The sequence below is a fragment of the Achromobacter sp. EG18 genome (assembly GCF_059759395.1).
The window spans coordinates 2,146,606-2,167,226 of record NZ_CM186213.1; the positions used below are offsets into that span (position 1 = coordinate 2,146,606).

Genomic DNA, 20,621 nt, shown 5'->3' on the forward strand with positions numbered 1-20,621 from the left:
GCCTTCCGGCGAAGTTTTGCACAGAATTATCCACAAATTCTGTGGATAGCTTGGCGGCCGGCCGCCCTTGCCACATCCCCGCCGCGCCGTTACAGTTTCGGCTTGATCAGATGCCGACGCGCGGCCCCCTTCGCGCCCTTCGGCCCTCCCCTGGAGTTGACCGTTTTGCTTTCCATCTTGCGCGAGGCCGGCTGGCCGATCTGGCCCCTGCTGGCGACTTCCGTGCTGGGCCTGGCGCTGATCTTCGAGCGCTTCCTGTCCCTGCGCCGCAGCCAGGTCATGCCACGCGGCCTGAACGAGCAGGTGGCCGAGATGCTGCGCAACCGCCAGGACAGCCCCGACGCCCTGAACCGCCTGGAACGCAATTCCCCGCTGGGCCGCGTGCTGGCCGAGGTCATGCGCCACCGCCACCTGCCGCGCGAGGAACTGCGCAGCGTGGTCGAGGACACCGGCCGCGCCGTCGCCCATGACCTCAGCCGCTACATCCCGGCCATCGGCACCATCGCCGTGGTAGCGCCGCTGATGGGCCTGTTCGGCACCGTGGTCGGCATGATCGAGATCTTCGGCTCGTACACGCCGGAAGGCGGCGATCCGGCGCAGCTGGCGCGCGGCATCTCCATCGCGTTGTACAACACCGGCTTCGGCATCCTCATCGCCATTCCCGCCATGATCGCCCACCGCTACCTGCGCGGCCGGGTCGAGGGCTACCTGAACACCATGGAAATCGCCGCGGCGCGCCTGGCGCGCGCCGTCTCGCCCGCCTCGCGCGAGGACCGCCCATGAATTTCCGTGGCGTCCGGGGCGACCGCGACGAGCTGGACATCAACCTGATCCCGCTCATCGACGTCCTGCTGGTCATTCTGATCTTCCTGGCGGCCACCACCTCGTTCGCCCGCTACACCCAGTTGAAGGTCACGCTGCCGCAGGCGTCGGCCGAGCAGGAAACCCCGCCGGCCCTGGAAGTGGCCATCAGCCAGGACGGGCGCTACGCCCTCAACGGCACCCTGATCGACGTGTCCACGCCGCCCGAGATCGCCGACCTGCTGCGCCAGGCCGCCGCCGGCAAGACCGAACCGCTGGTGATCATCAACGCCGATGCCCAGGCCACTCACCAGTCCGTGATCAACGTGATGGAAGCAGCCCGCCTGGCCGGCATCGGCCGCGTCAACTTCGCTGCCCAGACCGCCCGGTGAGCGCGCCGTCTCCCAAGGCCTCGCTGCTTGCGCGCCAATGGCAGCACGGCGGCTGGCTCTCCACCCTGCTGCGGCCGCTGGCCGCGCTGACCGCCCGCGTCGTGGCGCGCAAGCGCGCCGATTATCGCGACGGCCGCAAGCCGGCCTACCGCGCGCCCGTGCCGGTCGTGGTGATCGGCAACATCTACGTCGGCGGCACCGGCAAGACCCCGATGGTCATCGCCACCGTGGAGGGCCTGCGCGCCCGCGGCTACACGCCGGGCGTGGTCAGCCGCGGCTACGGCGTGAAGCTGGGGCCCCAGGCGCGGGTCGGCCAGGGCGAGCTGGACGCGGCCCGGTTCGGCGATGAACCCGCGCTGATCGCGCGCGTCACCGGCGCGCCCATCTCGGTACACCCGCGCCGCGCGCTGGCGGCGCAGGCGCTGCTGCAGGCGCATCCGCGGGTGGACGTGATCGTCTCCGACGATGGCCTGCAGCACCTGGCGTTGGCGCGGGATGTGGAAATCGTGGTGCAGGACCGGCGCGGCATCGGCAATGGCCGGCTGCTGCCCGCCGGTCCCCTGCGCGAACCGGCCTCCCGGCTGCGTGAAGTGGACGCGGTGATCACCAATATCGGCGTGCCCGACGGCCGCGCGGCGGCGTCGACCGGCATGGGGCCGCGCCAGGTCGACATGTGGCTGGAGCCTGGAGAGGCGCGCCAGATCGAGGGCGGCGCGCGCCGGCCGCTGGCCACCTTCGCCGGCCAGCCGGACGTGGCAGCGGCCGCCGGCATCGGCAATCCCGAACGCTTCTTCAGCACCCTGCGCTCGCAGGGCATCACACTGGCGGCGACGTTGCCGCTGCCCGACCACCACGACTACGCCAGTTCACCGTTCCAGGCGCTGGCCGCGCAGGCCATCCTGGTCACGTCCAAGGACGCGATCAAGTGCGCCGCGTTGCACGATGCGCGCCTGTGGGAAGTGCCGGTGCGGGCCGGTTTTTCCGACCCGCAACTGTTCGATTGGCTGGCGCAGGCGCTGCGCCAGCGCGCCCCGCGCCGCTCCTAGAAGAAGGCGGGCCGCGCTGCGGTCGGACGCTGCGCGTATTCCGCCAGGCCGCGCTTGCGGGCCGCCGCCGCGCGCAGCCGCAGCGCCGCCAGGGGCACATGCACGGCCACCAGCAGCAGTGCCAACGCCAGCCATAGCACGCGCGCCAGCGACGGCCACGGATCGTCCAGCGAACGCCGCGCATCGATGTCGACGACAGTGGCGCCGGACGCCTCGCGCCCGACCGCGGTGACCACGCCGCCTGCCTGGAACGGCCGGGCCCCATCGGCCGCCAGCATCGCGGTCTGATGGACCCACGACTGCAGCGGATCAGGCATGTCGTCGCGCGGCGGCAATTGCGGCAGATCGGCGTAGCGGCCCGGCCACACTTGCAGGACCACACCGCCGCGCTGGCGCGCCATCAGGTCATTGCCCGCGCGCGCCAGGGCCTCGCGCACCTGCGGCTCCATGCTGCTCCTGGCCAGGCCGCGCAGCAGGTTGGCGGCGCGTGTGATGATGACGCCGTCATCGGCATTGCCCCGCTGCTTCAGGGCCCCGCCCTGTGCCAGCCGCAGCAGTGCCAGCCAGCTGTCCGGCTCGTCGCGCGCCAGCATCAGGCTGTCGACCGTCTCGGCCTTGAGGCGATCGCACTCGGCGATGGCCTGGCCGGTGGCGGCCTCGCAGGCCAGCTCGATCGTCAGCACCAGGTCGGTCACGCGGTTCACGGTCACCGCCGACACATTGCGGGCGTTGTAGGCGGCCAGCGGATTGCCGGCCATGCTGCCGTAGATCTGGTTGCGGACCAGCAGGTCCATCATCGGATTGGCCCGGGTCTTGAGGAAACCGCCGGAATACAGCGCCAGCGCGGCCGGCGCCACCCGCAGCTCGTCGGCCTGGATCGCATCGCCCTGCCAACGGATCCGCTCGCAGTCGAAGCGCACCTCGTCCTGACGGTACGCATCGGGCTGGAACTGGCAGCGGCCCATGCCCTTCAAGGCCACCACGTCTCCGGGCGCGGGCGGATCCTGGGCCAGCGCCGCGGCCGTGTCGTAGACCCGCGGCTGCGCGCCGCGCGCCCAGGCCGACGCCAGCGCGATGTCGCCGCGCAGATCGCCGCCGCCGATCAGGCCCAGCGCCGCGCCGGCAATCAGGCCGGCGAGCGCCAGCGTCACATGCCGGCCCCAGGCCACCCGCGGGAACAGGCGCTGCTCTTCATCGACGGAAAAGCGATTGCCCAGGCGCAGCACCGCATAGTCTTCCACCCGCAGGTCCACGTCGACGCGGCCGTCGTCCGGCAACTCCAGGTTGGCGCGCCAATGGTCGGGCAGCGACACCGGCACCTTGTCGCCCAGGAACAACCGGGTCGACACCGCCTGCGCGTTGGCCGGATTGGTCAGCACGATCGCGTTCAGTTCGCCGCGCACCCGGTTCACCTTCTGCGCCGCGCCCAGCGGGCGGCGGCGCCAGGTCAGCCAGACCGCCAGCAGCGCGGGCGCGGCGGCCGAGGCCAGCCACGCCATGCCGCCGCCCGCCGCGGCGACGCCCAGGCAGACGAACGCGGCCAGCCACAGCATGGCGGGCCAGAAAGCGATGCCGGCCGGACGGCGCCAGGCGATTTCGGCGGGCGTTTCCTCGCGCTGGCTCAGGATCTCGACCCGCATGGCCTCGGCGAACTCGCGCTCGGCCTGGGCGTCTGGCGCCTGGCCCGCGCCATCCGCGGTGACGTCCTCGGCATCGACCACGTTCTGCATCGCCCCCAGCTTGCCGCTGGACCATTGCTGGTTCTGCTTCTGCCGGCGCGCCTCGCGCTCGCGGCCGCCGGCCAGGTCGAATTCGCCGTTCAGCGCCACCACGATGGTGAATTTCTCCGTCATCACGACTTCGGCCTGGTTGTCCTCGCGCAGATAGTCGCGGGCGTCATAAGGCAGCACCACGTCGACGCCGCCCAGGGTGTCGTGCATGGTGGCCGCGCCGTGGCCCGATTCCAGCCCGTGGCGCACGAAGGCGCCGCGCAGCGGGAACACGCCGTCATTCAGCAACGCGACACTTTGGGTGGGCTTGGCGGGCCGCACCAGGAACGGCTGCACCAGTGCCTGCTCCTGCGCGCTCAGCCGCCGCAGCGGCTGGCCTTCCTGCTTGAGTTCGCGCAGCGCGCCCTTGTTGCCGCTGCGGCGCGCCATGTAGGTGATGGCGCTGATGACCGACCAGACCAGGATGATGAGCATCAGGCCGATGCGTATGGTGTTGGAATCCATTGTCCTGTTTTTCCTCTTTCCTCACGTCGCGGCGGATCATAGGCCACTATCCGTCCCGAAATTTCCTTCGGCCGCGTCAAAATATGACAATAATTAACAGAACAAGTAATCCGGCGGCTTGGCGTCCGCCCTTTCCGGCGTGCCGGGCGGCAGCCCGCGGGCTGCCCGCGCCCAAACTGTTTTAGAATCGCGCTCATGGAATCCCGCCTTCTCGACATCCTCGTCTGCCCCCTGTGCAAGGGCCGCCTCGAACACGACCGGACCCAGGCCGAACTGGTCTGCCGCGCCGACCGCCTGGCGTTCCCGCTGCGCGACGGCATTCCCGTCATGCTTGAATCCGAGGCGCGCTCGCTGGACGACGCCCCCGCTTCTTCCTGACCCGTCCCCATCGTGAGCTTCATCGCCCTGATTCCGGCGCGGGCCGCCTCGACCCGCCTGCCCGACAAGCCGCTGGCCGACATCGCCGGCAAGCCGATGGTGGTGCGCACCGCCGAACGCGCCGCGCAGTCCGGCGCCGCGCAGGTCTATGTCGCGACCGACGACGCGCGCGTGCAGCAGGCCGCCCAGGCCCACGGCGTGCGGGCGCTGATGACGCGCGGCGACCATCTCACCGGCACCGACCGGCTGGCCGAGGCGGTCGAACAACTCGGCCTGCCCGACGACGCCATCGTGGTCAACGTGCAGGGCGACGAGCCGCTGATCGAACCCGAACTCATCGACGCCGTGGCCGCGCGCCTGGCCGACAGCCCGCGGGCGGACATCGCCACCTGCGCCTGTCCGCTGGCGGACGCCCAGGCGCTGTTCAATCCCAACGTGGTCAAGCTGGTCTGCGCCACCGACGGCCGCGCGCTGTATTTCTCGCGCGCACCGATCCCGTGGGCACGTGATGCGCTGGCCGGCGGCGAGCGCGTGCTGGCCGAGGGGCTGCCGGCCTGGCACCACATCGGCCTGTACGCCTACCGCGTGTCATTCCTGCGCCGCTTCCCCACCCTGCCGCAAGGCGCGCTGGAACGGTTCGAATCGCTGGAACAGTTGCGTGCCATGGAGCACGGCCACGTCATCGTCGTCCACCAGGCGTCGCATCCTCCCGCCGCTGGCGTAGATACCCCGGCCGACCTGGAACGCGTTCGCTTGATCTACAGCAATCGTATATAAGGGTTATTTCGCATGGCGCGGCCCCGCAGAGGCTGTTGCATTGCGGCATAATCGCTCGGATCACAAAAAATAAACCCCATTCAGGAGCACTCATGCGTCTCATCTTGCTCGGACCTCCCGGCGCCGGCAAAGGCACTCAGGCCGCGTTTCTCACCCAGCATTTCGGCATTCCGCAGATCTCCACCGGCGACATGCTGCGCGCGGCGGTCAAGGCCGGCACGCCCCTGGGCATCGAAGCCAAGAAGGTCATGGACGCCGGCGGCCTGGTCTCGGATGAGATCATCATCGGCCTGGTCCAGGATCGCCTGAAGCAGCCCGACTGCGCCAACGGCTACCTGTTCGACGGCTTCCCCCGCACCATCCCGCAGGCCGACGCGCTCAAGAGCGCCGGCGTCAAGCTGGACTACGTGGTCGAGATCGAAGTCCCCGAAGAAGACATCATCGAACGCATGAGCGGGCGCCGCGTGCACCAGCCCAGCGGCCGCAGCTACCACGTGCGCTTCAACCCGCCCAAGGTCGAAGGCAAGGACGACGTCACTGGCGAAGACCTGATCCAGCGCGACGACGATCGCGAGGAAACGGTGCGCAACCGCCTGAACGTGTATCGCCAGCAGACCCGTCCGCTGGTCGACTACTACTCGTCGTGGGCGCAGCAGAGCCCCGCCGACGCGCCGAAATATCGCAAGATCTCCGGCGTCGGCGCGGTCGAGGAAATCAAGTCGCGCCTGTTCGAAGCCGTCAAGAGCTGATCGGCGCTTCGCAGGCCCCAGGCCTTCGGCGCCGGCCGGACGCAACGCGTTCCGGCCCCGGCCCGAAGGCCTTGTCGCATCCGGCGCCCGGCGCGCCGTTTTCATCCCTTGAATTGATCTGGTGGTAGAGACATGGAAATCGCGAACAAGGTATTCATCGTTACCGGCGGCGCATCCGGCCTGGGCGCCGGCACCGTGCGCATGCTGGTGGCCAACGGCGCCAAGGTGGTCATCGCCGACCTGCAGGACGGTCCCGGCGAGGAACTGGCCAAGGAACTCGGCCAGCGCTACGTGCACTGCGACGTGACGCAAGAGGCCGACGGCCAGCGCGCCGTTGCCGCCGCCAAGGAACTCGGCACCCTGTTCGGCCTGGTCAACTGCGCCGGCGTGGCCCCCGCCGCCAAGATCGTCGGCAAGAACGGCGCGCATCCGCTGGATCTGTTCCAGAAGGTCGTTTCGATCAACCTGATCGGCAGCTTCAACATGATGCGCCTGGCCGCCGAGGCCATGAGCGGCAACACGCCCGAGCCCACCGGCGAACGCGGCGTGATGATCAACACGGCGTCGGTCGCCGCGTTCGACGGCCAGATCGGCCAGGCGGCCTACGCCGCATCGAAGGCGGGCGTGGCTGGCATGACGCTGCCGATCGCCCGCGACCTGGCCAAGACCGGCATCCGCTGCATGACCATCGCCCCCGGCATCTTCGGCACCCCGATGATCTTCGGCATGCCGCAGGAAGTGCAGGATTCGCTGGCCGCCAGCATCCCCTTCCCCGCCCGCCTGGGCCGCCCGGAGGACTACGCCAAGCTGGTGCACGCCATCATCACCAATGACATGCTGAACGGCGAGACGATCCGCCTGGATGGCGCCATCCGGATGCCCCCGAAGTAAAAATGCCCCCACGCTTCGCCCCCTGCGGGGGCTCTCTGCCCCCCGAGGGGGCTTTTTCCCCTTGGGGCGGCCCGGCGGGGAAAATGCCCCCACGCTTCGCCCCCTGCGGGGGCTCTCTGCCCCCCGAGGGGGCTTTTTCCCCTTGGGGCGGCCCGGCGGGGAAAAGCCATCCTTTGAAGCGCCCAGGCATGCAACGGTTCTTCCCTTCGAGGAAGGCAACTTCCTATTGACGGCCGCCCGCCTCCATCCAGTCACCCCATGAGCCTGTTCCGTTCCGCGGCCACCGTCAGCAGCTTCACCCTGCTATCCCGTATTTCCGGGCTGGTCCGCGACATCCTGGTGGCGCGCGCCTTCGGCGCCGGCCCCATCACTGACGCCTTCTGGGTCGCCTTCCGCATTCCCAACCTGTTGCGCCGACTGTTCGCCGAAGGCGCCTTCGCCCAGGCCTTCGTGCCGATCCTGGGGCATGCCCGCAACAACCGTTCCGAAACCGAGGTCCGCGCCCTGCTCGACCGCGTGGCCCTGCTGCTGACCGCGGCCCTGATGGCGATCACGCTGATCGGCATCGTGGCCGCGCCGTGGGTGGTGTCGGCCATGGCCAGCGGCCTGCGCGGCGCGGCCCGCGATACCGAATTCGGCGCCGCCGTCTGGATGACGCGGGTGATGTTCCCCTACATCTTCTGCATGTCGCTGATCGCGTTCGCCTCGGGCGTGCTCAACACCTGGCGGCGCTTCGCGGTGCCGGCGTTCACGCCCGTCCTGCTGAACCTGTCCATGATCGGCGCCTGCCTCTGGCTGGCGCCGCGCATGGACGTGCCGGTCTACGCCCTGGCGATCGGGGTGATGATAGGCGGCGTGGCGCAACTGGCCGTGCAGTGGGTGGCGCTGGCGCGGCTGGGCCTGACGCCGCGCTTCTCGCTGCGCTTTCGCCAGGCCTGGGCCGACCCGACGGTGCAGCGCATCCTCAAGCAGATGGCGCCGGCCACGCTCGGCGTATCGGTGGCGCAGATCTCGCTGCTGATCAATACCAACATCGCCACCTGGCTCACGCCCGGCAGCGTCACCTGGCTGTCGTTCGCCGACCGCCTGATGGAATTCCCGACCGCGCTGCTGGGCGTGGCGCTGGGCACCGTGCTGCTGCCCAGCCTGTCGGCGGCCCATGCCCGCGACGACCATGGCGGCTACAGCGCCCTGCTGGATTGGGGCCTGCGGCTGGTGCTGCTGCTGGGCCTGCCGGCGGCGGTGGGCATGGCGCTGCTGTCGGACGGCCTGGTGGCCACGCTGTTCCACTACGGCGCGTTTTCGGCGCAGGACGTGCTGCAGACCCGGCTGGCCGTGATTTCCTATTCGGCCGGCCTGATCGGGCTGCTGGCGGTGAAGATCCTGGCGCCCGGCTTCTACGCCAAGCAGGACATCCGCACGCCCGTGAAGATCGCCATCGGCGTGCTGGTCCTGACCCAGTTGATGAACCTGGCGTTGGTGCCGCTGCTGGCCCACGCCGGCCTGGCGCTCGCCATCGGCCTGGGCGCCTGCTTGAACGCGCTGGCGCTGCTGATCGGGCTGCGGCGCCGTGGCGTCTACCAGCCCGGCACGGGCTGGGGTCGTTTCGCCCTGCGGCTGATTCCGGCCCTGGCGGCGCTGGCGGCCCTGCTGGTCTACGCCGACGGCCGTATTGACTGGATCGGCCTGCAGGCCCATACCGGATACCGCGCGCTCTGGCTGGGCGGCGTGCTGGCGGCCAGCGGCGCGGTCTACTTCGGCATGTTGTTACTGTTTGGGTTCCGTCCCCGAGATTTCGGACGCCGGGCGGCGGGCTGATTTCAGGCATTCTTGCCACAACCTCCGCAAAAAGCCGGCTACCCGCCGGCTTTTTTTGCATTTGATCCGTCAAGAATTGACAAGGAGGCGGTAATCTTTGGTAAAAAACCTTTATTATTTACAAATTGCCATCGAAAGGATTCCCGCCTGACGCTTTCGCAGGCGGCGTGATGAAGTGAAGTACGCCCAAGGACACCCCATGGCGGACCAAGTAATCAATTGGTTGCTGCTGCTGCGCTCCGGTAAAGCGACAGCGCAGGACTACAACGATTTCCTGGCGTGGCGAGCAGCAGATCCTCTTCATGAGAATGCCTGGCAGCAATTGACCGGCACTCTGACGGGATCGAATTTCGGCCGATTGGGCGACGCCTATCCGGCCGGCTATGCCACGGCGGCCCCGCCACCGTTGATTCCCTCTGCGCCGGCCCCCGCAGCCGTCGGCGTGCCGCCGCGCCGACGCTTCCTGGCCGGCTCGCTGGCGCTCGCCAGCGCGGGCGCCTGCGCCGCCTACGTGGGCAACGCCTTCTACCCCCTGAGCAATGTCGCGGCCGATGCCGCCACGGCCACCGGCGAGCGCCGGCGCTACATTTTGTCCGACGGCAGCCAGCTGCTGCTGGACGCGCGCAGCCGCGTCAACCTCGATTTCACCCCGGCCTACCGCCAGGTGCGCCTGCTGGATGGCGCCGTCACCGTGTCGGTGGCGCCCGATGCGCGCCGTCCCTTCCTGGTGCAGACCGCCGAGGGCACCGTGCGCGCCCTGGGCACCCGCTACATGGTGCGCCAGCAGGCCCAGCGCACGGTGGTGGTGGTGCATGAACACGAAGTCGTGGTGGAAACCATGGCCGGCGCCCACGGCATCGTCCGCGCCGGCACCGGCGCGCGCTTCGACGTCTCGCGCATCGACACGCCACGCGCCGAACTGGTGGCCGAAGCCGCCTGGGAAGCCGGCTGGGTCGACGCCCGCGGCCGCCCGCTGGCCGAAGTCATCGCCGCCCTGCGCCCTTACCGCAGCGGCACGCTGCGCGTCTCCATGGCCGCCGGCGGCCTGCCGGTATCCGGCCACTTCCCGCTGGACGACACCGACGCGGCGCTGGATGCGCTGCAGGACCAGATGCCCATCCACGTGCGGCGCTATACGCCCTGGTTCGTCTCGATCAACGTCGCGGCCTGACCACGGCCACCGACACCGCGCTGTAACGAAAAGCCGCTTCGTTGTATACTCGGTACCGTATTTTTATCCAGTAGGCGCGGCAGGACCGCCGTCAGGCGTCGATGCCCGGGATTTATCCGATGGTTCCATTCCAGGGATTTTTCCCGCGGAGGTTTTCCACGGATATTCCATGGGCAGTTCCATGGATCGATCCCATCGACGCCCATCAGGTCTCAGCCCGGGTACATCACCCGGGTTCTGCAGCCCGAGGGGTTTTCCTCGCAGCGCCCCCCGCCCGGTTGACGGGCGCTCCATCGGCAGACACGGCATTTAAAGCTTGCAATCCCTCGGGGACTTGCTAAAATGTTCGACTTTGCCGAATTCAACTTACATAGCAACATGGCCAATACCGCCCAAGCCCGCAAGCGCGCTCGCCAATCCGTTGAGCGCAACAAGCACAATTCCAGCCTGCGCTCGATGCTGCGCACCGCCATCAAGCGCGTTCGCCAATCCATCGCCGCTGGCGACAAGGCTGCGGCTGGCGAAGTGTTCCAAAAGGCCAGCAGCGTGATCGATCGCGTGGCCGACAAGAACATCATTCACAAGAACAAGGCCGCTCGCCACAAGAGCCGCCTGGCCGCCGCCATCAAGGCGCTGGCCTAAGCCATTCTGCCGCCCCGCCATGCGGGGCGTCATGAATACGGCAAATGAAGAAGGATGCCCGCGGGCATCCTTTTTTGTTGCCTGTTCCTGTTGCCAGTGGCTCGTTGCGCTATTGCCGGCTGCTGCCACCTGCCCATTCCCACCTATTGCCGACTGCCGTTCACGGCCCCCAGCCGCATGGCCCGATGGCGGCAGCGCCCGTCAGTCCTGCCGGGCCGCGAGGCGGGCGCGGATCTGCTCGGCCTCGTCGCGCAGGGTGGCGGTGAAGGCATCCACCAGCGGGTTCTTGGGCCGGTGCTCCGGAAACACCAGGTTGACCCGGAACGGGAACGATCGCCGCAATGGCCGGATATGCAGGCCGCGGCCGATGAAATCCAGCGCCGTCAATGGATTGACGATGGCCAGGCCCAGCCCCTGGCGCACGAAGGCGCATACCGAGACCGCCGTCGGCGTCTCGATGATCGCGCGCCGCAGCACGCCTTCGGCCGCGAAGGCCTCGTCGATCTGAATGCGGTAGGGGTCACTTGACGACAGGCTGACGAACGGTTCGCCGGCGAAATCGGCCAGTTCCAGCGCCGGCCGCGCCAACAAGCGATGGCCATCGGGCAGCACGCAGACCTCGTCCACCTCCAGCAATAACGCCAGCCGGGTGCCGGCCGGCTCCAACTCGTGCTCGGTCAGGCCCAGGTCGTAGCGCTGGGCCGTGAGCCATTCCTCCAGGAACGGCGATTCCTGCGCCTCCAGCGCCAGGCTCACGCCCGGATGGGCCTGGCTGAAGCGCCGGAAGGCCCCCGGCAGCAGCGAATGCGAAAACGCCGGCAACGCGATTACCGCCAGTTGCCCGTCCTGGAAGGCGCGCAGGCGCGCCGCGGTGGATGCCACCCGCTCCAGCCCGGCGTATGACTGCCGCACCTCGTCGTACAGCGCCAGCGCGGGCATGGTGGGCCGCAGGCGGCCGCGCACCCGCTCGAACAGGGCGAAGCCGATGGTCTGCTCCATGCGCGCCAGTTCGCGGCTGACGGTGGGCTGCGAGGTGAACAACAGGTCGGCGGCCTTGGTCACGCTGCCGGCGATCATGAGGGCGCGGAAGACTTCGACGTGACGATGGGTCAGCATGCCCTATCCATATCAGGAATGAATCGATGTGGAAAATATAAGCATTTTACTGGATGGCCTGGCTGGGGCATGATGCCGGCCTGATTTCCCTTTCCCCCCGCTACAAGGTTCACCCGCGATGGCTTTCGATCCGCGCCAGCTCACCCAACTCGCCGCCGAGCACGGCACCCCGCTGTGGGTCTACGATGCCGCCGTCATCCGCGAACGCATCGCCCAGCTGCGCCGCTTCGACGTCATCCGCTACGCGCAGAAGGCCTGCTCCAACCTGCACATCCTGCGCCTGATGCGCGCCGAGGGCGTGATGGTGGACGCGGTGTCCCTGGGCGAGATCGAGCGCAGCCTGGCCGCCGGCTTCGAGCCCGCGGGCGAGCCGGCCGGCGTGGTGTTCACGGCCGACCTGATCGACCACGCCACCCTGGCCACCGTCGTCAAGCACGGCATCACCGTCAACGCCGGCTCGCTCGACATGCTCGAACGCGTCGGCCAGCACGCGCCGGGGCACCGCGTGTGGCTGCGCATCAACCCGGGCTTCGGCCACGGCCACAGCAACAAGACCAACACCGGCGGCCCGCAGAGCAAGCACGGCATCTGGATCGACGACGTCGCCGCTGCCGTCGCCATCGTGCGCCGCTACGGCCTGAAGCTGGTCGGCATCCACATGCATATCGGCTCGGGCGTGGACTACGGCCACCTGTCCAGCGTGTGCGACGCGATGGTCGACGTGGTCGCTTCGCTGGACCACGACATCGAGGCCATCTCGGCCGGCGGCGGCCTGTCGATTCCGTATCGCGAAGGCGAGCCGCGCATCGACTGCGACCACTACTTCGAGCAATGGGACGCGGCCCGCAAGCGCATCGAACAGCGCCTGGGCCACGCGGTGCGCCTGGAGATCGAACCGGGCCGCTTCCTGGTGGCCGAGGCCGGCGCGCTGGTGGCCGAAGTGCATGCGATCAACCGCCGCCCCGAGCGCGACTTCGCGCTGGTGGACGCCGGCTTCAACGACCTGATGCGCCCGGCCATGTACGGCAGCTACCACCGCATCTCGGTGCACGCGCCGGACGGCGCCACGCCGCCCACGGCCGAGACCCGCATCGCCGTGGCCGGCCCGCTGTGCGAATCGGGCGATGTGTTCACGCAGGACGCGGGCGGCGTGGTGTCGGACCAGTCGCTGCCGCGGCCGCGCATCGGTGATTTCCTGGTGTTCCACAACGCCGGCGCCTACGGCGCGTCGATGTCCTCGAACTACAACACCCGGCCGCTGGCGGCCGAAGTGCTGCTGGACCGCAACGAGGCGCGCCTGATCCGCCGCCGCCAGACGGTCGCCGACCTGCTGGCGCTGGAGCAATAAGGCAAGGTGCGGCCGTGGCGAACGCGACGGCCGCACGATCAGGCAGGATCAGGTGGGAAAGGCTTCGCGCAAGGCGAAGGTGGCCTGCTTGAACACGCCCAGATCGGTGCCGACCGCGACGAAGTGCATGCCCATGTCCAGGTAGCGGCGCGCATCGGCCTGCACCGGCGCAAGGATGCCCACCGCCTTGCCCTGCGCGGTGACGCGCTGGTACAGGTGGCGAATCGCTTCCTGCACTTCCGGGTGGCCCGGATTACCCAGGTGGCCCAGGGCCGCGGCCAGATCCGACGGGCCGATGAAGACGCCGTCCACGCCCTCGACCGCGGCGATCGCGTCGACCGCCTCGATGCCCGGACGGCTCTCGATCTGCAGCAGCACGCAGATGTTGTCGTTGATGGTCTTCAAGTAATCCGGCACGGTGCCGTAGCGGTTGCTGCGCTGCATGCCGGCCACGCCGCGGATGCCCTGCGGCGGATAGCGGGTCGCGGCCACCGCGCGGCGCGCGTCGTCCTCGGATTCGATGAAGGGGATCAGCAGGTTGTAGAAGCCGATGTCGAGCAGGCGCTTGATCTCGACCGGATCATTCCAGGTCGGCCGGCCGATGGCGGCGCTGGCGCTGCCCTGCAGGGCCTGCAACTGCTGCAGGAACATCGGCACGGTGTTGGGTGAATGCTCGCCATCCAGCAGCAGCCAGTCGAAGTCGGCCAGGCCCGCCAGTTCGGCGGTGACGTGGCTGGACATGCACATCCAGAAGCCGATCAGGCGCTCGCGTGCCAGGATGCGTTGGCGAAAGCGGTTGGGCAAGGGTGAAGTCATCGCTGCGTGTTTCCCATCGTATTGAACCCCCGGCGCCGCCCGGCGCGCGGGGGGAGTTGATACAGAACGCTAGTCCATGCGGGCACCGGAGGCCTTGGCCGCCGCGCCCCACTTGGTGATTTCGGATTGGACGAAGGCCGAGAACGCCTTGGGGTCGTCACCCACCACCACGAAGCCTACGCTTTCCAGCTTCTGCCGGATATCCGGTGAAGCCAGGGCTTTCACGGTAGCCTGGTTCAGCCGCTGAATGACGGCCGGCGGCGTCTTGGCCGGCGCCGACAGGCCGAACCATGATTCGGCGGCGAAGCCCGCGTAGCCGGACTCCGCGACCGTGGGCGTATCCGGATAGGCGGGATTGCGCTTGGCGCTGGCCACCGCCAGCGCGCGCAGCTTGCCGGACTTGACCTGCGGCAGCAGCGTGTCCTGGTTCAGGAACATCACCGACACGCGGCCGCCGATCATGTCGGTGATGGCGGCGGCGCCGCCCTTGTAGGGCACGTGCACCAGGTCGAGCTTGGCGGCCTGCTTGAGCATCTCCATGGCCAGGTGGCCCGACGACCCATTGCCCGAGCTGGCGTGGGTGTACTTGCCCGGGTTGGCGCGCACCAGCTTGATGAAGTCGGCGAAGTTGGTGGCCGGGAAATCCATGTTGGCCACCAGCACGTTGGGCCCGGTGGCCAGCAGCGAGATGTGGGCGAAGTCGCTGTCGCGGTACGGCATGCTCTGATAGAGCGAATAGCTGATGGCGTTCGAGCCCACCCCCGACAGCAGCAGCGTGTAGCCGTCGGGCTCGGCCTTGGCGACCACATCGGAACCGATGTTGCCGTTGGCGCCGCCCTTGTTCTCGACCACGACGCTCTGTCCCAGTTCCTTGGACAGCTCGGCGGCCAGCAGGCGTCCGACCGCGTCGGTGCTGCCGCCCGCGGGGAACGGCACGATCAGCTTGACCGGCCGTGTCGGCCAGTCCTGCGCCAGCAGCAGGCCCGGCGCCAGCGCGGCGGCCGCGCCCAATGCGATGGCGGCCAGTCCCAGCCGGCGGCGCGCCGGCGATGTCTTGTGTTGCATGGTTGTCTCCTTGTCGTGTTTTTCTAATGCTTGCCGCCCGGTGGGCCGGGTCGGTGGATCACCGCGCGGTCGTTGCCGCGCGGCGGGGAAAACGTCATGCGACCGGACGGCGCATTCAGTCCAGCAGATAAGGCACCGAAGCGCGCTGGCAGATCTCGCGCAGGCGCACGGCCAGCGCGGGCGGGATCGGGATGCCGTCGATCCGGCGGCGCGCACGCTCGGCGGCCTCGGGTTCGCCGGCCACCAGCACCGGTTCGTCGGGCCGCGCCGGCGGGGTGTCGTGCAGCGTGTCGATCAGGTCGTCCATGTCCGACTCGAACGAGCCGCTGGCGCGGAAGGCGTCGGGATTGAGCGCCAGGAAGAAGTGGCCGACGTCGTCGGGTTCGCCGGGACGGCGCGTGACGTTGCGGCGCGCCGCCAGCGCGCTGCCGCTGAGCGTGCCGCCCAGGATCTGCGCCATCATCGCCAGGCCATAGCCCTTGTGGCTGCTCATGGCCGGCGTGCCGCCCAGCGGCGTCAGCCCGCCCTCGGGATGCTTGAAGATGAACTGCATGGCGGTGTCGGCGGCGGTGACCGGCTCGCCTCGCCCGTCCACCGCCCAGCCCGGCGGCAGCGGCTTGCCGAGGAAGTCGTACACCTTGACCTTGTTGGCCGCCACGGTGGTGGTGGCCATGTCGAGCACGAACGGCTCGTTGTGCGCGGCCGGCGCGCCGAAGGCGATGGGATTGGTGCCCAGCATGGGCATGGCGCCGCGCGTGGGCACCATGATGACGCCATTGGCGCTGCTGGTGACCAGCCCGACCACGCCGCGTTCGACCGCGATGCGCGCATAGACGCCGGCCGCGCCGAAGTGGTGGGAATTGCACACCGACACCGCGCCCACGCCATGCTCCAGCGCCTTGTCGACGGCCAGGTTCATGGCCTGCGCCGACACCGGGTAGCCCAGGCCGCCCATGCCGTCCAGCAATGCGCTGGCGCCGCGGTCGCGCACCACGCGTGGGCGCGCGTCGAGCCTGAGCGTGCCCGCGCGCAGCTTTTCCTCGTATGAAGGCAGCATCGAGATGCCGTGCGAATCGATGCCCAGCAGATCCGTCTCGGCCATCAGGCCGGCGGTGATGGCGGCCAGGTCGGGCGCCATGCCCCACGCCTGCAACACGATCAGAATCTGTTCTCGCACCTGCCCCGCCGATGCCGCTGTCCCTGCCGTACCATTGCCTTGCACTCGATGTCTCCTGCTGTGTCGTCGCGGTGAAGTCCGTGGGGCGGCGCGCGGGCCGGTCAATCGCGTTCGCGGTCGACCAGCCGGTGGCGGGCCTGGCCCAGGTGGAATTGCATGGCGACCCGGGCGCGCTCGCCGTCCTGGGCGCGGATCGCGTCCAGGATGGTGGCGTGCTCGTCCAGGACGCGCTGGGCGCGCTGGCGCGACCCGGTGCGGGTCAGGTTGAGCGTCAGGCGCATGAAGCCGTTGATGGACTCGTGGATGCTTTCCAGCACCCCGAGATAGAAGTCGTTGCCGGTGGCCTCGGTGATGCTGGCGTGGAACGCCAGGTCGGCCTCGGCCGACATCTGGCCTCGCGCCAGGCTGTCGGCGAAGGCGGCGTGCGCGGCTTCGATCTTTTGCAATTGCTCGTCGGTGCGGCGCAGCGCCGCCAGCCGCGCGGCATCGCCTTCGAGCGCCACGCGCAGTTCCTGTGCGCGCAGGTAGGCGCCGACGTTGCCCACGTCGCTGAAGGCGGTCAGGCGCGGCGCCGGCTGGTGGCTGACGAAGGTGCCCAGGCCCTGGTGCGCGGTGATGAGGCCGTCGGCGCGCAGGCGCAGCAGCGCTTCGCGCACCACCGGCCGCGATACGCCGAAGCGTTCGGAGATCTCGTTCTCGGAAGGCAGCTTGTCGCCGACGTTCAGATTGCCGGCGACGATCTGCTCGAAGATCTGCCCGTACAACTGGTCGGCCAGCCGGACGCGGTGGCCGCGTTCCAGCACCAGCGCGCCCATGGCGTCCGGCTCGGCGGACGCGGGCGGCGCGGATGGGGGCGATGCTTTGGGTCGGGCCACGAAATCTCCTGGGGCGTATCGGCAGCGCTCATCGTACCGTCAATGCCGCGCGCGCGGCCATCAGGCCGCCACGGCGTCGCGGTCCCAGGCGGCCAGCGCGCGCGCCACCGGCGCCACCCGTTCACGCTCGGCGCTGGAGATGCCGGTCAGCAGCGGCAGCATCGGCCCCATGTCGGCCACGCCGGACAGGGTCACGGCGTCGTGCAGCACGCGGATCGGGCTGATCGCATCGCGGCAGTCCTCCAGGCCCAGGTAGCTGGCGCGCACCGTTTCGGCTTCGTCATAGCGGCCTTCCTTGAGCAGCTGAAGCAGGCGCATCGAACCACGCGGCGCAACGCAGACCGAGCCCGAGGTGAAGCTCTTCAGCCCGAAGTCGCGGTAGTGGACGATGGCCGGGCGTTCGCCAATGCCGCTGACCACGCGGTTGCTGTCCACGCTTTGCAGCAACGCCGACAGGTAGGCGTCGCGCGCCGGATTCTCGCGCACCACGGCGTACTTGAACGCGACGATGCGGCCTTCCTCGACCAGGCGCGCCGCCGTTGCCGGCGCCAGGTAATCGGCCGACTTGATGTAGACCACGGCGGGCTTGCCCAGCGCATCGGTGAAGCGGCGCACGCCATCGGCCAGGCCGGCATCGGTGTAGGGAAACGACATGGGCAGCAGCATGGCCGTCGGAAAGGCGCGGCTGCGCAGGATTGCCGCCTGATCCATCATCTTGCCGAAATCGGGGCCGACCGACGGCAGGATCCAGGTGTCCGGCCCGGCCAGCGCGGCCAGCATATCGACGATGCGCGCGTATTCGCCCACGCCGACGTTGTAGAAGTTGGCATTGCCGCCGTACATCACGTTGCGCACCCCGCCCGCCTCCAGGTGCCGCAGCAGGGCCTGGTTGGCGGCTTCGTTCAGCGACAGGTCGGCATGGCGCGCCAGCGGCGGGACCGCGATGACGGAACGCTGCAGGTCCTGCACGGTGACCGGGGAGGTTTTCATGGCGGGTCTCCTGGCGGATTCCGAGGGGGAATCCAGTTGTTAGATGAGTGGCTTCCAAAAAGTATACTTGGTTGACAAGTAGACCCTCAATACCTATATTCGTTTTACAAGTCATCGGCATTCACGACGGCAAGGCGCGACAGACGCCGGCAGCACTCAAGCGGGCTTCGGCCCGGCAGGAACACCCCACAAACGATGCGCGGCCACGCGCACACGAGGAGACGATTTCCATGCTTGCAGCCCCTTTGCGCGGCCGCCTGGCCCTTGCCGCCTGCCTGGCCGCCGCAGCCCTGCTGCCGTGCGCGGCAGGCGCCAGCGCCGATTACCCGGCGCGCGACGTCAGGATCATCGTGCCCTTCCCGGCCGGCGGCACCGCCGACATCGCCGCGCGCGTGGTCGCGGCCGAACTGGGCAAGGCCTGGGGCAAGGCGGTGGTGGTGGACAACAAGGCGGGCGCGGGCGGCAACGTCGGCACTGCCGAAGCCGCCCGCGCCACGCCCGATGGCTACACGCTGCTGATGGGCACCGTCAGCACCCATGCCATCAACCAGTCCGTTTACGCCAAGCTGCCCTACGATCCGGTCAAGGACTTCACGCCGGTCACGCTGGTGATCCCGGTGCCCAACGTGCTCGAACTGAATCCCGGTTTCGCCGACAAGCACGGCATCCGCAACGTGGCGGACCTGATCAAGTACCTGAAGGCCAATCCCGGCAGCGTCAACATGGCCTCGACCGGCAACGGCACCTCGACCCACCTGTCCGGCGAGCTGTTCCAGGCCATGACCGGCACCCGCATGACGCATGTGCCCTACAAGGGCAGCAGCCCGGCGCTGACCGACGTAATGGCGGGCTCGGCCGACCTGATCTTCGACAACCTGCCCTCGTCGATGGGCTTCATCAAGGGCGGCAAGTTGCGGCCGCTGGCGGTCACCACCGCCACGCGCTCGCCGGCGCTGCCGGACGTGCCGACGTTGGCCGAGGCCGGCGTGACGGGCTACGAGGCCTCCAGCTGGTTCGGCCTGCTGGCCCCTGCCGGCACGCCGCGCGAGATCGTCGACAAGATCCAGCGCGATGTCGCCGCGGCGCTGCAGCAGGCGCCGGTACGCGCCCAGCTGCAGGCCCAGGGCGCCACGCCGTCGGGCAACACGCCGGCACAGTTCACCCAGTTCATGGCGCGGGAAACCGTCAAGTGGGCCGCGGTCGTGAAGCAATCGGGCGCAAAGGTCGACTGACCGGCGCCGGTCCGGACTCGGCCGCCACGCGTGGGCGCCGGGTTCTTCATCATCACGCGAACCAGGAGACACCATGAACAGATCGATATGCGCGGTCGCGCTGTCCGCCGCCGCCCTGCTTGCCGGGCCGGCGGTCCACGCCGCCGGCTATCCCACCAAGCCCGTCACGATGATCGTGCCGTTCGTGCCGGGCGGCTCGTCCGACATCACCGCGCGCAGCGTCACGCCCGGGCTGACGAAGGCGCTCGGCCAGACCTTCGTGGTCGAGAACAAGCCGGGCGCCAACAGCGCCATCGGCGCGCAGGCGCTGGCCCGCGCCACGCCCGACGGCTACACCATGATGGTCGGCTCGATCGGCACCTTCGCCATCAACGAGGCGCTGTACAAGAACCTCTCGTACAACCCGAGCAAGGACTTCGAGTACCTCACGCAGGCGGTGCGCAACCCCAACGTGCTCGTGGCCTCGCCGTCGTTCCCGGCCAGCACGGTGGCCGAGCTGGTGGACTATGCGAACAAGAATCCGGGCAAGGTTTCATACGCCTCGTCCGGCACGGGCTCGTCCGACCACCTGTCGGCGGTGATGTTCCGCCAGCGCACCCAGACCTCGGGCGTGGACGTGCCGTATCGCGGCGGCGGCGCCGCCATCGCCGACCTGATCGGCGGCCAGGTCAACGTGTCGTTCCAGAACCTGGGCGCGGTGCAGACGCACATCAAGGCCGGCAAGCTCAAGGCGCTGGCCATCACCGGCGATGCGCGCGCGGCCGATCTGCCGGACGTGCCGACGCTGGCCGAGGCCGGCATCAAGGACATGGTGGTGTATTCGTGGCAGGGCTTCGCGGTGCCCAAGGGCACCCCGCCGGACGTGGTGCAACAGCTGACCAAGGCCCTGCAGGCCGCCTTGCGCGACCCGCAGACCGAAAAGACGCTGCAGGGGCTGGGCTTCGAAGTGGTGGCCAACACGCCGCAGCAGTTCAGCGCGTTCCAGCAGGCCGAGGTCAAGCGCTGGAAGGACGTGATCCAGAAGGCCAACATCCAGCTGGAATAAGGCCGCCGGGCGGCGCGGCCGGCGGCCTGCCGTGCCGCCCGCCCCCTCTCAGCCGGAT

At 68.9% G+C, this 20,621-nt stretch carries 20 protein-coding genes; 13 read left to right on the plus strand and 7 right to left on the minus strand.

What is annotated here, in order from left to right:
* Positions 1-165: 165 nt before the first annotated feature.
* The 3 genes from AC6CR5_RS09715 to lpxK are packed head-to-tail and all read left to right on the plus strand — an operon-like array spanning position 166 to position 2,239.
* A complete protein-coding gene (locus tag AC6CR5_RS09715) occupies positions 166-783 on the plus strand; it encodes a MotA/TolQ/ExbB proton channel family protein (protein WP_020928454.1) in 618 nt (205 codons plus the stop codon).
* A complete protein-coding gene (locus AC6CR5_RS09720) occupies positions 780-1,193 on the plus strand; it encodes an ExbD/TolR family protein (RefSeq protein ID WP_024069536.1) in 414 nt (137 codons plus the stop codon). The genes AC6CR5_RS09715 and AC6CR5_RS09720 overlap by 4 nt, the downstream gene beginning before the upstream one ends.
* Positions 1,190-2,239, plus strand: coding sequence for a tetraacyldisaccharide 4'-kinase (lpxK, locus tag AC6CR5_RS09725; protein WP_047991204.1), 1,050 nt, complete (start codon positions 1,190-1,192; stop codon positions 2,237-2,239). The genes AC6CR5_RS09720 and lpxK overlap by 4 nt, the downstream gene beginning before the upstream one ends.
* Here lpxK and AC6CR5_RS09730 read toward each other — a convergent pair.
* A complete protein-coding gene (locus AC6CR5_RS09730) occupies positions 2,236-4,473 on the minus strand; it encodes an IgaA/UmoB family intracellular growth attenuator (protein WP_498085573.1) in 2,238 nt (745 codons plus the stop codon). The genes lpxK and AC6CR5_RS09730 overlap by 4 nt on opposite strands.
* A 195-nt stretch (positions 4,474-4,668) precedes the next feature.
* Here AC6CR5_RS09730 and AC6CR5_RS09735 point away from each other — a divergent pair, with 195 nt between their 5' ends.
* The 7 genes from AC6CR5_RS09735 to rpsT all read left to right on the plus strand — a co-directional run bounded on the left by AC6CR5_RS09735 (position 4,669) and on the right by rpsT (position 10,899).
* The gene (locus tag AC6CR5_RS09735) at positions 4,669-4,851 is read left to right on the plus strand and encodes a Trm112 family protein (RefSeq protein ID WP_006384001.1); all 183 of its coding nucleotides are present in this window, start codon (positions 4,669-4,671) and stop codon (positions 4,849-4,851) included.
* A gap of 12 nt (positions 4,852-4,863) precedes the next feature.
* The gene (kdsB, locus tag AC6CR5_RS09740; RefSeq protein ID WP_054436851.1) at positions 4,864-5,628 is read left to right on the plus strand and encodes a 3-deoxy-manno-octulosonate cytidylyltransferase; all 765 of its coding nucleotides are present in this window, start codon (positions 4,864-4,866) and stop codon (positions 5,626-5,628) included.
* 92 nt (positions 5,629-5,720) lie between these two features.
* Positions 5,721-6,377, plus strand: coding sequence for an adenylate kinase (gene adk / locus AC6CR5_RS09745; RefSeq protein ID WP_020928458.1), 657 nt, complete (start codon positions 5,721-5,723; stop codon positions 6,375-6,377).
* A 132-nt stretch (positions 6,378-6,509) separates the two neighbouring features.
* Positions 6,510-7,268 (plus strand): 3-hydroxyacyl-CoA dehydrogenase, encoded by a 759-nt coding sequence (locus AC6CR5_RS09750; RefSeq protein ID WP_006384004.1) that lies wholly within the window; start codon positions 6,510-6,512, stop codon positions 7,266-7,268.
* 258 nt (positions 7,269-7,526) lie between these two features.
* Positions 7,527-9,086 carry a murein biosynthesis integral membrane protein MurJ gene (gene murJ / locus AC6CR5_RS09755; RefSeq protein WP_006384005.1) on the plus strand — a complete coding sequence of 520 codons (1,560 nt, stop codon included), beginning with the start codon at positions 7,527-7,529 and terminating at the stop codon, positions 9,084-9,086.
* A gap of 199 nt (positions 9,087-9,285) precedes the next feature.
* A complete protein-coding gene (locus AC6CR5_RS09760; protein ID WP_026384465.1) occupies positions 9,286-10,257 on the plus strand; it encodes a FecR domain-containing protein in 972 nt (323 codons plus the stop codon).
* Between the two features lie 378 nt (positions 10,258-10,635).
* Positions 10,636-10,899 carry a 30S ribosomal protein S20 gene (gene rpsT / locus AC6CR5_RS09765; RefSeq protein ID WP_006396042.1) on the plus strand — a complete coding sequence of 88 codons (264 nt, stop codon included), beginning with the start codon at positions 10,636-10,638 and terminating at the stop codon, positions 10,897-10,899.
* Positions 10,900-11,100: 201 nt separating this feature from the next.
* On the opposite strand, the gene AC6CR5_RS09770 is transcribed toward rpsT, so the two are convergent.
* A complete protein-coding gene (locus tag AC6CR5_RS09770) occupies positions 11,101-12,015 on the minus strand; it encodes a LysR family transcriptional regulator (protein ID WP_026384464.1) in 915 nt (304 codons plus the stop codon).
* A 118-nt stretch (positions 12,016-12,133) separates the two neighbouring features.
* On the opposite strand from AC6CR5_RS09770, the gene lysA reads away from it, so the two are divergent.
* Positions 12,134-13,363 carry a diaminopimelate decarboxylase gene (lysA, locus tag AC6CR5_RS09775; RefSeq protein WP_498085574.1) on the plus strand — a complete coding sequence of 410 codons (1,230 nt, stop codon included), beginning with the start codon at positions 12,134-12,136 and terminating at the stop codon, positions 13,361-13,363.
* 48 nt (positions 13,364-13,411) lie between these two features.
* On the opposite strand, the gene garL is transcribed toward lysA, so the two are convergent.
* The 5 genes from garL to AC6CR5_RS09800 form a co-directional block, all read right to left on the minus strand.
* A complete protein-coding gene (gene garL / locus AC6CR5_RS09780) occupies positions 13,412-14,179 on the minus strand; it encodes a 2-dehydro-3-deoxyglucarate aldolase (RefSeq protein ID WP_054445281.1) in 768 nt (255 codons plus the stop codon).
* Between the two features lie 69 nt (positions 14,180-14,248).
* Complete coding sequence (locus tag AC6CR5_RS09785; protein ID WP_316311059.1) at positions 14,249-15,244, minus strand: Bug family tripartite tricarboxylate transporter substrate binding protein; 996 nt, start codon at positions 15,242-15,244, stop codon at positions 14,249-14,251.
* Between the two features lie 115 nt (positions 15,245-15,359).
* Positions 15,360-16,466, minus strand: coding sequence for an Ldh family oxidoreductase (locus tag AC6CR5_RS09790; protein WP_054445283.1), 1,107 nt, complete (start codon positions 16,464-16,466; stop codon positions 15,360-15,362).
* Positions 16,467-16,522: 56 nt separating this feature from the next.
* Complete coding sequence (locus tag AC6CR5_RS09795; RefSeq protein WP_006384013.1) at positions 16,523-17,236, minus strand: FadR/GntR family transcriptional regulator; 714 nt, start codon at positions 17,234-17,236, stop codon at positions 16,523-16,525.
* A gap of 120 nt (positions 17,237-17,356) precedes the next feature.
* Positions 17,357-18,286 (minus strand): dihydrodipicolinate synthase family protein, encoded by a 930-nt coding sequence (locus tag AC6CR5_RS09800; protein ID WP_026384460.1) that lies wholly within the window; start codon positions 18,284-18,286, stop codon positions 17,357-17,359.
* Between the two features lie 230 nt (positions 18,287-18,516).
* Between AC6CR5_RS09800 and AC6CR5_RS09805 the strand changes: the two genes are divergently transcribed.
* Both AC6CR5_RS09805 and AC6CR5_RS09810 read left to right on the plus strand, forming a co-directional pair.
* Positions 18,517-19,518 carry a tripartite tricarboxylate transporter substrate binding protein gene (locus AC6CR5_RS09805; protein ID WP_035200852.1) on the plus strand — a complete coding sequence of 334 codons (1,002 nt, stop codon included), beginning with the start codon at positions 18,517-18,519 and terminating at the stop codon, positions 19,516-19,518.
* 73 nt (positions 19,519-19,591) lie between these two features.
* A complete protein-coding gene (locus tag AC6CR5_RS09810) occupies positions 19,592-20,563 on the plus strand; it encodes a Bug family tripartite tricarboxylate transporter substrate binding protein (RefSeq protein WP_026384458.1) in 972 nt (323 codons plus the stop codon).
* Positions 20,564-20,621: the final 58 nt, after the last annotated feature.